General features: G+C 41.5%; 12 protein-coding genes. 10 read left to right on the top strand and 2 right to left on the bottom strand.

The genetic code is table 11. From position 1 onward, the window contains the following. Positions 1 to 7 precede the first annotated feature (7 nt). The 10 genes from rpoZ to I1J71_RS04455 all read left to right on the top strand — a co-directional run bounded on the left by rpoZ (position 8) and on the right by I1J71_RS04455 (position 11576). Positions 8 to 322, top strand: coding sequence for a DNA-directed RNA polymerase subunit omega (rpoZ, locus tag I1J71_RS04500; RefSeq protein WP_004251389.1), 315 nt, complete (start codon positions 8 to 10; stop codon positions 320 to 322). An 84-nt stretch (positions 323 to 406) separates the two neighbouring features. Then, positions 407 to 2803 carry a primosomal protein N' gene (locus tag I1J71_RS04495; RefSeq protein ID WP_195183872.1) on the top strand — a complete coding sequence of 799 codons (2397 nt, stop codon included), beginning with the start codon at positions 407 to 409 and terminating at the stop codon, positions 2801 to 2803. An 11-nt stretch (positions 2804 to 2814) separates the two neighbouring features. After that, positions 2815 to 3750 (top strand): methionyl-tRNA formyltransferase, encoded by a 936-nt coding sequence (gene fmt / locus I1J71_RS04490; protein ID WP_195183871.1) that lies wholly within the window; start codon positions 2815 to 2817, stop codon positions 3748 to 3750. Then, a complete protein-coding gene (rsmB, locus tag I1J71_RS04485; protein ID WP_195183870.1) occupies positions 3743 to 5056 on the top strand; it encodes a 16S rRNA (cytosine(967)-C(5))-methyltransferase RsmB in 1314 nt (437 codons plus the stop codon). The genes fmt and rsmB overlap by 8 nt, the downstream gene beginning before the upstream one ends. 15 nt (positions 5057 to 5071) lie before the next feature. Next, positions 5072 to 5809, top strand: coding sequence for a Stp1/IreP family PP2C-type Ser/Thr phosphatase (locus tag I1J71_RS04480; protein WP_036759242.1), 738 nt, complete (start codon positions 5072 to 5074; stop codon positions 5807 to 5809). Next, positions 5806 to 7671: a Stk1 family PASTA domain-containing Ser/Thr kinase gene (pknB, locus tag I1J71_RS04475; RefSeq protein ID WP_195183869.1), complete on the top strand. Its 1866-nt coding sequence runs from the start codon at positions 5806 to 5808 to the stop codon at positions 7669 to 7671. Before I1J71_RS04480 ends, pknB begins: the two co-directional genes overlap by 4 nt. Positions 7672 to 7757: 86 nt before the next feature. Beyond that, positions 7758 to 8516, top strand: coding sequence for a threonine/serine exporter family protein (locus I1J71_RS04470; RefSeq protein ID WP_195183868.1), 759 nt, complete (start codon positions 7758 to 7760; stop codon positions 8514 to 8516). Between the two features lies 1 nt (position 8517). Then, complete coding sequence (locus I1J71_RS04465) at positions 8518 to 8967, top strand: threonine/serine exporter family protein (RefSeq protein ID WP_195183867.1); 450 nt, start codon at positions 8518 to 8520, stop codon at positions 8965 to 8967. A gap of 162 nt (positions 8968 to 9129) precedes the next feature. Beyond that, positions 9130 to 10302: a hydroxymethylglutaryl-CoA synthase gene (locus I1J71_RS04460; RefSeq protein ID WP_195183866.1), complete on the top strand. Its 1173-nt coding sequence runs from the start codon at positions 9130 to 9132 to the stop codon at positions 10300 to 10302. After that, complete coding sequence (locus tag I1J71_RS04455; protein WP_195183865.1) at positions 10302 to 11576, top strand: hydroxymethylglutaryl-CoA reductase, degradative; 1275 nt, start codon at positions 10302 to 10304, stop codon at positions 11574 to 11576. Before I1J71_RS04460 ends, I1J71_RS04455 begins: the two co-directional genes overlap by 1 nt. A gap of 36 nt (positions 11577 to 11612) precedes the next feature. Here the strand turns inward: I1J71_RS04455 and I1J71_RS04450 are convergent, their stop codons facing one another. After that, a complete protein-coding gene (locus I1J71_RS04450; RefSeq protein ID WP_195183864.1) occupies positions 11613 to 12578 on the bottom strand; it encodes a LacI family DNA-binding transcriptional regulator in 966 nt (321 codons plus the stop codon). Continuing rightward, a complete protein-coding gene (locus tag I1J71_RS04445) occupies positions 12559 to 14013 on the bottom strand; it encodes a sucrose-6-phosphate hydrolase (protein WP_195183863.1) in 1455 nt (484 codons plus the stop codon). The genes I1J71_RS04450 and I1J71_RS04445 overlap by 20 nt, the downstream gene beginning before the upstream one ends. Between the last annotated feature and the right edge of the window lie 273 nt (positions 14014 to 14286).

The raw sequence follows: 14286 nt of genomic DNA, 5'->3' as shown, positions 1-14286 counted from the left end.
CAAACAAATGATGCTTAAACCCTCTATTGATACCTTGCTTGACAAGGTACCATCAAAATATTCACTCGTAATCTTGGAAGCAAAACGTGCTCATGAATTAGAAGCAGGAGCAACTCCAACACAAGAATTCAAATCTGAAAAATCTACACTTCGTGCCTTGGAAGAAATTGAATCAGGGAATGTAACCATCCACCCAGATCCAGAAGGAAAACGCGAAGCTGTTCGTCGTCGTATCGAAGAAGAAAGACGATTGAGAGAAGAAGAAGAAAAGAAAATCAAAGAGCAAATCGCGAAAGAAAAAGAAGAAGGTGAAAAAATTTAAGGTTGGGGGGACTCAATCTTATTTTTTCTATTGCAAGAATACTCAATCAATTGAAACGATTTAAGAAGAGAAGGAGGTGAGGATATGGCTATTGCAAAAATCATTGTCGATGTTCCCTTGATGCAGACAGACCAGCCCTATAGCTACAAGATTCCAGAAGAATTTGAGGGGATGCTGGAAGTCGGCATGCGGGTTCATGTACCCTTTGGGAAGGCTAATCGCTTGATTCAAGGGATAGTTCTTGGAATTGAACAAGAAAATGATGCGGAAGTGGCAGACGATGACTTGAAAGAGATTGCTGAGGTGCTGGACTTTTCTCCTGTCTTAACGGAGGAACAACTCTGGCTAGCTGAAGAACTACGTAAGTCAGTTTTTTCATACAAAATTTCTATTCTAAAAGCTATGCTTCCGGGATTTTTGAATTCTAGCTATGATAAGATCCTCTATCCTCTGGAAGGCTTGAGTCAAGAAGACAGAGACCGTTTGTTTGGTTCGCAGGAGTCTTTAGCATTTTCATCTCTAGACTTAGAAAAGCAGGCTGAGATGATGCGATTGACTCGAAAAGGTCTTTTAAAACTAGAGTACCAGGCTGTGGATCAGAAGAAGGTTAAGACACAGTCTTGGGTTGAAGTAAATCCTGACAAATTGGAAAAACTAGAAATCTCAAATCGTGCCAAGAAGAAATTAGAACTGCGAGAATATTTAGTAGCATATCCTGAAACAGTTCCTTTGGCTGATTTGTTAGAACATTACTCACGCGAACAAGTTAACTTCTTTGTGGAACAGGGTGCTTTGACGATCCTTCAAAAAGAAGTGCAACGTTCAGCTGCCTACTTTGAAGGAATTGAATCCAGTCAATCTTTAGAATTAAATCCAGAGCAAAAACAAGCCTGTGAGGCGGTTGTTGGAGCGATTGGAAAGAAACATCCTCCCTTTCTTCTTCAAGGAATTACAGGAAGTGGGAAAACCGAGGTTTACCTGCAGATTATCCAAGGTGCCTTGGATATGGGAAAAACAGCGATTGTTCTTGTACCAGAGATTTCTCTGACACCTCAAATGACGGAGCGCTTTATCGCTCGTTTTGGCGATAAAGTTGCCATTCTTCATTCAGGTTTGTCCAATGGTGAAAAGTACGACGAATGGCGCAAGGTGGAGCGAGGAGAAGCCCAAGTAGTTGTTGGTGCTAGGTCTGCCATTTTTGCACCTTTGAAAAATCTAGGTGTTATCATTATCGATGAAGAGCACGAGGCTAGCTATAAGCAAGACAGCAATCCGCGTTATCATGCTAGAGATGTGGCTCTTTTACGGGCTCAGTACAATCAAGCCGCCCTAGTTCTTGGTTCTGCAACACCGAGTCTAGAAAGCCGTGCGCGTGCTGGCAAGGGTGTTTATCAACATCTCCGCCTGACGCAAAGGGCCAATCCTTTAGCAAGTATCCCTCAAGTTCAACTGATTGACTTCCGTGATTATATCGGGCAGAATGAAACGTCAAACTTTACACCTCCTCTGATTGAGGCTATTCAAGATCGATTAGATAAAAAAGAGCAGGTTGTTCTCATGCTCAATCGTCGTGGTTATTCTAGCTTTGTCATGTGCCGTGAATGTGGGACAGTTGATACCTGTCCCAACTGCGATATTTCCTTGACGCTGCATATGGATACTAAGACTATGAACTGTCATTATTGTGGTTTTACGAAGGAAATTCCACATGTCTGTCCAAACTGTCAGAGTCGTAGCATTCGCTATTATGGAACGGGGACACAGAAGGCTTATGATGAGCTAGCGGAACTCTTTCCAGAGGCACGCATTCTACGCATGGATGTGGATACAACTCGTAAAAAAGGCAGTCACCAAGCTTTACTTGAACAATTTGGCAATGGTGAAGCGGACATATTGCTAGGAACCCAGATGATTGCCAAGGGATTAGATTTTCCAAATGTGACCTTGGTTGGTGTTCTCAATGCGGATACAGCCTTGAACCTGCCTGATTTTCGTTCTTCTGAGAGGACTTTCCAACTCTTGACCCAGGTAGCAGGCCGTGCCGGTCGCGCTGAAAAGGCAGGTCAGGTCTTGATTCAGTCCTATAATCCTAATCATTATGCCATTCGGTTCGCCAAGGATCAGGACTACGAAGGTTTCTATGCCTATGAAATGGGTATCAGACGTCAGTTGGGGTATCCACCTTATTATTTTACTATTGGAATCACCTTATCTCATAAAAAAGAAGAAGAGGTTCTTAGACGTGCTTATCAAGTCATGGAAATTTTGCGGTCAGGTTTATCGGATGCTAGTGTAATTCTAGGTCCGACGCCAAAACCTATCGCTCGTACTCATAACCTCTACCACTACCAAATTTTGATTAAATACCGTTTAGAAGATGAGTTGGCCTCGACCCTTAATCAAGTTTTGGCTCTAACTCAAGAACGTGAAAATAGCGAACTTCGTCTCAGTATTGACCACGAACCGCAACAATTTTTATAGAAGGAGAAAAGATGACAAAACTAATCTTTATGGGGACTCCCGACTTTTCAGCAACTGTTTTGAAGGGACTTTTGTCAGATGATCGCTACGAGATTGTAGCTGTTGTGACGCAACCAGATCGTGCTGTCGGCCGTAAAAAAGTCATCCAGGAAACCCCAGTGAAACAAGCTGCCAAAGAGGCAGGTCTGCCTATCTACCAACCAGAAAAATTATCGGGTAGTCCAGAAATGGAAGCTATCATGAATTTGGGAGCTGACGGGATTGTAACTGCAGCTTTTGGACAATTTCTCCCAAGTAAACTCCTTGATAGCATGAATTTTGCAGTCAACGTTCATGCTTCGCTTCTTCCAAAGCACCGTGGTGGAGCTCCTATCCATTATGCCTTGATTCAAGGTGATGAAGAAGCAGGAGTAACCATTATGGAAATGGTCAAGGAAATGGATGCAGGGGACATGATTTCTCGTCGCAGTATTCCCATTACTGATGAGGACAATGTTGGAACATTGTTTGAAAAATTGGCCATTGTTGGGCGTGATTTGCTTTTGGATACTCTACCTGCTTATATAGCTGGTGAAATTCAGCCAGAGCCGCAAGATCCAAGCCAAGTAACTTTCTCACCAAATATTAAACCAGAGGAAGAAAAATTGGACTGGAACAAGACCAACCGTCAACTTTTCAACCAAATCCGTGGGATGAATCCATGGCCAGTTGCTCATACCTTCCTCAAGGGAGAACGCTTCAAAATCTATGAAGCTCTGCCTGTAGAAGGGAAGGGGAATCCGGGTGAGATACTCTCCATCGGTAAGAAAGAACTGATTGTCGCAACAGCAGAAGGAGCTCTATCTCTCAAACAGGTTCAACCAGCAGGAAAACCTAAGATGGATATTGCTTCCTTCCTCAACGGTGTTGGACGAAGTTTGGCTGTAGGAGAACGATTTGGTGACTAAAGTAGAAACGGCTAGAAACTTAGCCTTAAAGGTGCTAGAGGATGTCTTTGTCAATCAAGCCTACTCCAATATCGCCTTAAATAAACACCTCAAGGGAAGTCAACTGTCAGCAGCTGACAAAGGCTTGGTGACTGAGTTGGTGTATGGAACAGTAACCCGTAAACTCACCTCAGAATGGTATCTGTCCCACTTTATCGAAGATCGAGACAAGCTAGACAGCTGGCTCTATGTTTTGCTTCTCATGAGCGTCTATCAACTCCAATACTTGGATAAGCTTCCTGATCATGCAGTGGTCAATGAAGCGGTAGAAATTGCAAAACTTCGTAAAAAGGGTAGCGAAAAACTGGTCAATGCAGTCCTTCGCCGTATCTTGCGAGAAGGTTTGCCAGATATTGCTAGTATCAAGCGTAAGAACAAGCGTGATTCTATCGCCTACTCTTTGCCAGTGTGGTTAGTTTCTAAGCTCAAGGAAGAGTATGGAGAAGAGCGAGCGCAAGCGATTTTTGAGAGTCTTTTGCAACGCAATAAAGCCAGTATCCGTGTGACAGATTTGAGTCGAAAAGAGGAAATCAAAGCACTGCTTGATGCAAGTGATTCTGCTTTATCAGCTTCTGGTCTGGTTAAAGAGCAGGGGCATTTTGCTGGTCATGACTTGTTTGCTGAAGGTGCAATTACCATTCAGGATGAGTCTAGTCAGTTGGTTGCGCCAACATTGGATTTGCGAGGAGATGAACAGGTTTTGGATGCTTGTGCAGCTCCAGGTGGGAAAACAGCCCATATGGCATCTTATCTAACGACTGGTCAGGTAACAGCTCTGGATCTCTATGACCATAAACTCACTTTGATTCAAGAAAATGCCCAGCGTTTAGGCGTAGCAGACCGTGTTCAAACACGAAAATTGGATGCCCGAAAGGTTCACGATTTTTTTGGCAAGGATCAATTTGATAAGATTCTTGTTGATGCCCCTTGCTCAGGGATTGGTCTATTGCGTCGGAAACCAGATATCAAATACAACAAAGACACTGCTGATTTCGCGTCATTACAGGAAATTCAGTTGGAAATATTAGGTAGTGTTTGTCAAACGCTACGTAAAGGTGGTATAATAACTTATAGTACCTGCACTATTGTCTCTGAGGAGAACTTTCAAGTGGTTCAAGCATTTTTAGAAAGTCATCCAGAGTTCGAGCAGGTTAAACTAGAACACGAATGCAAGGATATCCTAAAAGACGGCTGCATCCTCATTACTCCAGAATTGTACGGAAGTGATGGATTCTTTATCAGCCAATTTCGTAAGATATCCAATTAGGAAGGAACTGACACAATGGAGATTTCATTATTAACAGATGTGGGTCAGAAACGTACAAATAATCAAGACTATGTCAATCTTTTTGTCAACCGTGCCGGTCGTACGATGATTATCTTGGCTGACGGGATGGGAGGACACCGAGCAGGTAATATTGCCAGTGAGATGGCAGTAACGGATTTAGGTGTTGCCTGGGTAGATACTCAGATCGATACCGTGAATGAAGTTCGTGAATGGTTTGCAGAACACCTAGAAATTGAAAATCAAAAGATTTATCAATTGGGGCGTGATGAAGCATATAAAGGAATGGGTACAACTCTAGAAGCCCTTGCAATCATTGATAACCAAGCCATCTATGCTCATATTGGTGATTCTCGTATCGGCTTGGTTCGTGGAGAAGAGTACCACCAATTAACGAGTGATCATTCATTAGTCAATGAGTTACTCAAGGCAGGTCAATTAACACCTGAAGAAGCTGAAGCGCATCCGCAAAAAAATATCATCACCCAGTCTATTGGACAAAAAGATGAGATTCAACCTGATTTAGGGATTGTAAGCTTGGAACCTGGTGACTATATCGTTATGAACAGTGATGGTCTCACGAATATGATTTCAGGAAGTGAAATCTATGACATCGTGACAAGTGATATTTCACTTGAAGACAAGGCGGCAACCTTAGTACGTTTTGCAAACAATGCCGGAGGGCTTGATAACATTACTGTTGCCTTGATTGCGATTGAGGAGGAATCAAAATGATCCAGATCGGCAAGATATTTGCCGGACGATATCGGATTATCAAACAAATTGGCCGTGGTGGGATGGCAGATGTCTACCTGGCCAAAGATTTGATTCTGGATGGGGAAGAGGTAGCGGTGAAGGTTCTGAGGACCAACTACCAAACGGACCCAATCGCTGTTGCACGTTTTCAGCGTGAAGCACGTGCGATGGCGGACCTAGATCATCCTCATATCGTTCGAATTACGGATATCGGTGAAGAAGACGGTCAACAATATCTAGCTATGGAATATGTAGCTGGGCTTGACCTCAAACGTTATATTAAAGAACACCACCCTCTATCAAACGAGGAAGCTGTTCGTATCATGGGGCAAATTCTCTTGGCTATGCGTTTGGCGCATGCAAAGGGGATTATTCACCGTGATTTAAAACCTCAAAATATACTCTTGACTCCTGATGGAACTGCAAAAGTTACTGACTTTGGGATTGCAGTAGCCTTTGCAGAAACCAGTTTGACACAGACCAACTCCATGTTGGGTTCTGTTCACTATCTATCACCTGAGCAGGCGCGTGGTTCTAAGGCGACCATACAGAGTGATATTTATGCAATGGGAATTATCTTTTTCGAAATGTTGACAGGTCATATTCCTTATGATGGAGATAGTGCTGTGACCATTGCACTTCAGCATTTCCAAAAACCACTTCCTTCGGTCATTGCAGAAAACCCATCAGTGCCACAATCCTTGGAAAACGTAGTTATAAAAGCGACAGCTAAAAAGTTGACAGACCGTTATCAAACTGTCTCAGAGATGTATGTTGACTTATTGAGCAGTCTTTCTTATAACCGTCGAAATGAACCAAAACTGGTATTTGAAGATACAAGTAAAGTTGACACAAAAACCTTACCGAAAATTTCACAATCTACTTTAACAGCGATTCCTAAAGTGCAACCAAAGGAAGAAAGTCCTCAGAGTCAAAAGCAAACTCAAAAGGCAACTAGTAAAGAAACTGTTGCAAAACCAGTCAAGAAACGTCGTTTTAAAGCGAGGTATTTGGTGCTTTTAGCTAGCTTTATACTTGTTTTGGCTTCTCTCTTTTGGATAGTATCCAAAACACCAGCAACTGTTGAAATTCCAAATGTTGTAGGACAAACTGTAGCAGAAGCTAAGGAAAATCTTAAAAAAGCTAATTTTGAAATTGGCGAGGAAAAGACTGAAGCTAGTGATACGGTAGAAGAAGGCCGAGTGATTCGAACGGATCCAGATGCTGGTTCGTCTCGTAAAGAAGGTATTAAAGTTAATCTCATTATCTCTTCAGGTCAGCAATCATTTAAGATTGGAAATTATATTGGACGCAAATCTACGGACGTCATTGCAGAGTTGAAAGGGAAAAAAGTTCCTGAAAATCTCATCAAGGTTGTAGAAGAAGAATCAAGTGAAACAGAGGCAGGACTTGTTATGAGACAGAGTCTGCCAGAAGGAACCACTTATGATCTTAGTAAGGCGACAGAGATTACCTTGACAGTAGCCAAGAAGGTAACTAGCGTTCCTATGCCAAGTTATATTGGATCAAGTCTTGAATTTACTAAGAATAACTTGATTCAGATAGTTGGTGTAAAAGAAGCTAATATTGAAGTGGTAGAGGTCTCTACAGCTCCAGATGGAACTGCTGAGGAAACTGTTGTCAGTCAGAGTCCAAAACCAGGTGAAGGTGTAGATTTGAATACAACTCGTATCAAGATTTCTATCTATAAACCGAAAACAACTACAACAACAAATCCATCACAAGGGAACCCTTATCGTGGAGAAACATCTCCACAGATTAGAGAACCACAGACTAATCAAACTACCACAACTTCAGATATCCATCAAGGTGAGAACTAATCAATCTTTGTCACAGTTTTTGTGACAAAGATTTTTTTTCCTTAAAATTTATGATAAAATAAAAGGAGTTTAAAAAGGAGGGGAACATGGACGAATCAAAAAAACTGAATGCAGTCATTGATGTCATTATGTTAGCAGGTACAATTCTGCTTCGCAATGGTTCTGAAATCTATCGTGTCGAAGACACCATGATTCGAATTGCTCATTCACAAGGCATCATGGATTGTAATGTTTTGGCCATGCCTGCAGCTATTTTTTTCTCCATTGAAAATACAAATATCTCTCGAATGAAACGAGTAACCTCCTCTGCCTATAATATTGAGAAGGTGTGTGATGTCAACCAGATTTCACGGCAACTTGTATCGGGACAGCTTGATTTGGAGACAGCCTTTATCCAATTAAAGGAATTGAATGCCAAGGCATCTCCCTACACCAATGTTCAACTGACTGCTGCAGCGACCCTCAGTGCTCCTTTCTTCTCTATTATGTTTGGAGGGAGTGTCTATGATGCGATTGGTGCAGGAGTGGCGACCTTATTTGCCTTTACCTTTTCCTTATACGTAGAAAAATTTATTCGTATCCCCTTTATGACAGCTTTTGCAGGTGCTCTTGTTTTTGGCTTGATTGCACAATTTTGGGCGCGCTATTCTGGTTTACCGTCTACAGCTGATTTGGTCATTGCAGGTGCGGTCATGCCTTTTGTACCGGGAATTGCTCTGACCAATGCTGTTAGAGATATTATGACCAATCACATTAACTCTGGTATGAGCAAGATGTTTGAATCTTTGCTGGTTACCCTTGCTTTAGGGGCAGGCACCTCTGTCGCCCTCCTACTCATAAACTAATATGACTCTAACAACATTTTTATTGCAGGCTCTAGCTAGTCTGCTAGCTATTATCACATTTTTAATCGTTTTAAACGTTCAACGTTCTATGCTCATTCCTGGTGGAGTTTTGGGAATGTCTATCTGGCTACTCTATCTGATACTCAAGGAACCAACCAATGTTATTTTGGCAACCTTTATAGCTGCTGTGATTGGTTCCTGTGTCAGCCAGATTATGAGTATTCTATACAAGACTCCAGCAGTTGTTTTTGCGCTGGCCATATTGGCTCCGCTGGTACCAGGGTATCTATCTTATCGAACGACTTCATTCTTTGTGACAGGCGACTATAGAAACGCCATTGCCAGTGCAATGTTGGTGATGATGTTGGCCCTTGTTATCTCTATAGGAATGGCAAGTGGGACAGTTGTTCTGAAGATGTATTATTATCTCAAAAAGAATCGAGCCAGCTAAGACTCGATTTTTTCGTGGGTAGAGTAGCTGAAAAAACATGGATGCTCCGATGGAAATAAACTTGATTTGGGGAATCAAGTCTTTTTTCGCTCATTTGACCTCAATTGTGATAAAATAGAGGTGAGCGAATTTTTACAATGAATGATAAAAATAGAGGTAAATATGACAATCGGTATTGATAAGATTGGTTTTGCGACCAGTCAATACGTTTTGAAATTACAAGATTTAGCAGAAGCTCGAGGGACTGATCCTGAAAAATTGAGTAAAGGACTCCTTTTAAAAGAATTGAGTATTGCTCCTTTAACAGAGGATATTGTTACCTTGGCTGCCAGTGCAGGAAATTCTATCCTGACTGAAGAAGAGAAGCAAGAGATTGATATGGTTATTGTAGCGACAGAATCTGGAGTCGATCAAAGTAAGGCGGCTGCGGTTTTTGTACACGGTTTGCTTGGAATTCAACCTTTTGCTCGTAGTTTTGAAATCAAAGAAGCTTGCTATGGTGCAACTGCGGCCCTTCACTATGCTAAGTTACACGTAGAAAATTCTCCTAAATCAAAAGTCTTGGTACTTGCTAGTGATATTGCAAAATATGGTGTCGAAACTCCTGGGGAACCAACTCAAGGAGCAGGTTGTGTTGCCATGTTGATTAGTCAAAATCCACGTGTTATGGTCTTCAACAACGATAACGTTGCGCAGACTCGTGATATCATGGACTTTTGGCGTCCAAATTATTCAACGACCCCATTTGTAAATGGAGTTTACTCAACACAGCAGTATTTGGATAGCTTAAAAACGACTTGGGAAGAGTATCAAAAGCGTTATGATTGCGACTTGAATGATTTTGAAGCTATTTGTTTCCATTTGCCATATCCAAAGCTAGCTCTCAAGGGATTGAAAAAAATTCTCGATAAATCTCTACCTCAAGAAAAAAAGGATTTACTTCAAAAACACTTTGATGAGTCCATTATTTACAGCCAAAAGGTTGGGAATATCTATACGGGTTCACTCTTTTTAGGACTCTTGTCTCTTCTTGAAAATTCTGATAGCCTGAAAGCAGGGGACAAGCTTGCTCTCTATAGCTACGGAAGTGGTGCTGTATCTGAGTTCTTCAGTGTGGAATTGGTTGAAGGCTATGAACAGCAATTGCAGAAAAATCGCTTAGAATTGCTAGACCAGCGTCAAGCATTGAGCGTAGCTGATTATGAACGAATCTTCTTTGAGGAAGCAAACTTGGATGAGTCAGGTTCTGCAACCATGTCTGGCTATGAGGGACAGGACTATGCTCTGGTTGAGATTGTAGAACACCAACGTCGCTACAGCAAGGTTGAAAAATAATGAAAAAAAATTGGAATGGATTTGCTAAAAAATCAATTCAAGAGCGCCTTGAGTTCGTTAAGTCTCAGGCGCTTACTTCTATCGAAGCCCAAGAAAGTCTTGAGCAAAATGAAAATCTTAGTATAGCAGTTGCGGACCAACTGAGTGAAAATGTAGTGGGGACCTTCTCACTACCCTACTCAGTAGTGCCAGAAGTACTGGTAAACGGTCAAGAGTACACAGTTCCTTATGTGACCGAAGAGCCATCTGTTGTTGCTGCAGCTAGTTTTGCTAGTAAGATTATCAAACGTGCGGGTGGTTTTACTGCTCAGGTTCATCAACGCCAAATGATTGGTCAGGTAGCTCTTTATCAGGTTCCAGATAGGGATAAAGCATGTCAGGCTATTTTGAGTCAGAAAGCAGAGCTACTCGAACAAGCAAACCAAGCCTATCCATCTATTGTCAAACGTGGTGGTGGAGCCAGAGAGCTAACAGTTGAGAAAATTTCTGGTGACGCTGACTTTTTAGTGGTTTATCTTCATGTGGATACTCAGGAAGCCATGGGAGCCAATATGCTCAATACCATGCTTGAGGCTTTAAAACCTAGCTTAGAGGCTCTGAGTCAAGGACAAAGCTTAATGGGCATTTTATCCAACTACGCCACAGATTCTCTAGTAACTGCAACTTGTCGCATCGCCTTTCGTTATTTGAGTCGCCAGAAGGATGAAGCGCGTGAACTAGCAGAAAAAATGGTTTTAGCCAGCCAGTTTGCTCAAGCAGATCCTTATCGAGCGGCTACCCACAATAAGGGAATATTTAATGGAATCGATGCTCTCTTGATTGCGACAGGAAATGATTGGCGTGCCATCGAAGCGGGAGCGCATGCCTATGCCAGTCATGATGGTGCTTATCGAGGTCTCAGTCGTTGGACGATGGATTTGGAAACAGAAGAGCTAATAGGAGAGCTGACTATGCCGATGCCAGTTGCTACCAAGGGTGGATCAATTGGTCTTAATCCTCGTGTAGTTCTCAGCCATGAGGTGCTAGGTCATCCATCAGCTAAGGAATTGGCTCAAATTATCGTGTCAATTGGTCTTGCACAAAATTTTGCAGCTCTTAAAGCTCTTGTCAGCACAGGAATTCAGCATGGACACATGAAACTTCAAGCGAAGTCACTAGCCCTCCTTGCAGGAGCCACAGAGGCTGAAGTGCCTAAGTTGGTAGAAAGCTTGATTGCTGAAAAAACCTTTAACTTAGAAAAAGCCCAAATACTCTTGAAAAAATTTAGATTATAAGAAAAAACTCAGACTGATTCAGTCCGAGTTTTTTGTTTAAATACTTTTTCCTGGTAAGAGACTAACTGGCAAGAAATAACCAGTAGTAGCAACCTCTTTGCCTTCAATTTTTTGTAAGAGCAAATCAACTGTTAGGCGAGCAATTTCTTCCAAGGGTTGTTTAATAGTAGTGAGGTGAGGGTAGTAATTCTCGATAAAATAAGTTCCATCGTAGCCAATAACCTTAAGTTGTTCTGGAACAGAAATACCAAGTTCCTGAGCAATCTTCATCACCAAGATGGCTGTCAAATCATCCGATGCGAAAATCGCATCTGGTTTTTGTTTGGTCAGGATATTTTTAATTTCCATTTCCTTACGAAGGGGCGAAAAGTCACTGGAAACATTGATAATAGGAGCTTTTGGTAAGATAGAAGCAAAACCAGCATGACGAAGTCCAGTTGGTGAATTGGAATTGTCATTTCCTGTAATCATGATAATAGATTTGGCTCCAGTTTTAGCCAAGGTCTGAGCGGCTAGGACACCACCAGCATAGTTGTCAGAAGAAACAACAGGAATATCTGGTGATAGGTTACGGTCAAATGAAATGATTGGAGCCGTCACGCGATTGTAATCCTCAATCCCAAGGTTGTGACTTCCCGAAATGATACCGTCCACCTGGTTGGCTTCTAACATTTCGATGTATTCGCGTTCTTTTTCCGAATCGTGTTCACTATTACAGATGATGGTCTTGTAGCCTTTTTTGAAGAGTTCGTGTTCTAATTTGTCAATCAATTCAGCATAGAAAACATGGCTGATTTTAGGGAAAATCAAACCGATTAACTTGGCTGATTTTCCTTGAAGACTTCGAGCTAGGTTGTTGGGTTTATAGCCCAGCTCACGCATAGCATCATTAACCTTTTGAATGGTTTTTTCTGACAGATAACCCTTTTTGTTGATGACACGTGAAACAGTAGTAGGGCTGACGCCAGCTAATTTTGCGACATCAGTTAGTTTTGCGACCATATTCTAATTCGTAGTACGTTCCAGTTGGGTTTCCAGATTTGATAAGGATTCCATTTTGATCTTCGAGAGGGAAGACACGACCAGAAAATACTTTTTCTCCTTTATTGATGAACATTTCAAAGACTGAGTTGTCGATGAAGATATTAACAGTAGTTGCTTGATTAGTAACTGAGCAAGAGCGAGTAGTTCCAAATTCTTGAGCATATTGCTCACCTGCTTGACTACGATCAACGGTTACTTGACCATTGACAAGGTCAAAGTTGATAGTGAGTCCCTTGCCATCTTTATCAGCAAAAAGGACAATTTCGCTTTGGCTATTGGCTTCTAAGTTAAGCTCAAGTTCGTAGGTGTTTTTGGTTTCAGAACGATTTGAAAATTCCTCTTTTGAAGCTCGGAGGTCCTGAATAGCTGCTACAGGGTACTGATAGAGTTTGCCATCCTTGATTGTAAGTTCCTTGACTAATGAGAAGGTTCCTTGATGATCGAAACGGTCAGATGGATAAGAAACATCTGGTAACCCAAGCCAGCTGACTGCCAGGGCACGTCCATCAGGAGCGTTAAAGGCTTGAGTAGCATAGGCTTCAAATCCATAATCAAGATTGTGAAGTTCAGACACATCTACCATACGAGCATTGTCTGAATCAAAGGAAGCGCCAATTTTATACATATTTGGATAGATATTGTCATAGTCAAGAACCCTTTTATCCAAACCTTGTGGGCAGTAAAGAAGGACAGGTTGTTCTCCGACAAAGACAAGATTTGGGCACTCCATCATATAGGCAGTGCGATCGTTAGCGAAGTCAAGGTCGCCAACTGCTTGCCAGTTTGTGTAGTCGTTGTCAACAGCCTTGTAGAGACGGACGAAGCCTTTTTTATCCAAGTCCTGTCCACCGACGATAGCATAGTATTGACCTTTAAAGTTAAAAATTTGTGGATCACGGAAGTGGTCAGTAGCATCAGCAGGCTGATCAATCAAGATCTTATCAATTTTCGTAATCTTGCCATCCTTACCCATCAAAGCCCCAATCTGGTATGGGTGACGGATCCAGTTTTTATCACGGACATTTCCTGTATAAAATAGGAACAAGTTATCGCCAAACTGCATAGCAGATCCAGAGTAAGCACCGTGGCTATCCAGAGGAGTATCAGGTAATATTTTTACACCTGTTTCAGTAAAGTGAACCAAGTCGTCGCTTTCAAGCTGAACCCAAGATTTCAAACCGTGAGCTGCACCAAAGGGGAAATTTTGGTAAAAAACAACCCATTTGCCATCAAAATAAGAAAAGCCATTTGGATCATTAAGGAGTCCTTCTTTTGGCTCAATGTGATAGCTGACGTGCCATGGGGATTGTGCCATCTTTTCTTGGATTTCTTTTCTTTCTTCTTGTGTCCAATCTTCATAGCGTCTATAACGACGCTCGGTAGTCCATTCCATTTATATTCCCTCCATAAATTCTACTATCTTTATAGTAAACGTTTCCTTATAAAAAAGCAAGTCTTTTATCATAAAATTAAGAAAAAAATGTCAAACGATTGACAGTAAATAGAAGCTGAATTTTATGAAAATCATTGAAAACATGAAAGTTTTTGAAAACTTTTTTAGCAAAAACCTTTTAATAATAGGTATTTATCGAAGAAATACTATTCAAAAATATCAAAAACAGTCAAAAAACAAAAATACAAATAAATTTTTCTGCAAAACGCTTGA

This window comes from Streptococcus infantis, from assembly GCF_015546995.1.
Classification (GTDB): Bacteria; Bacillota; Bacilli; order Lactobacillales; family Streptococcaceae; genus Streptococcus; species Streptococcus infantis_J.
The sequence above is the reverse complement of the archived record's forward strand: the minus strand, read 5'-3'. Positions and strand labels throughout refer to the sequence as shown.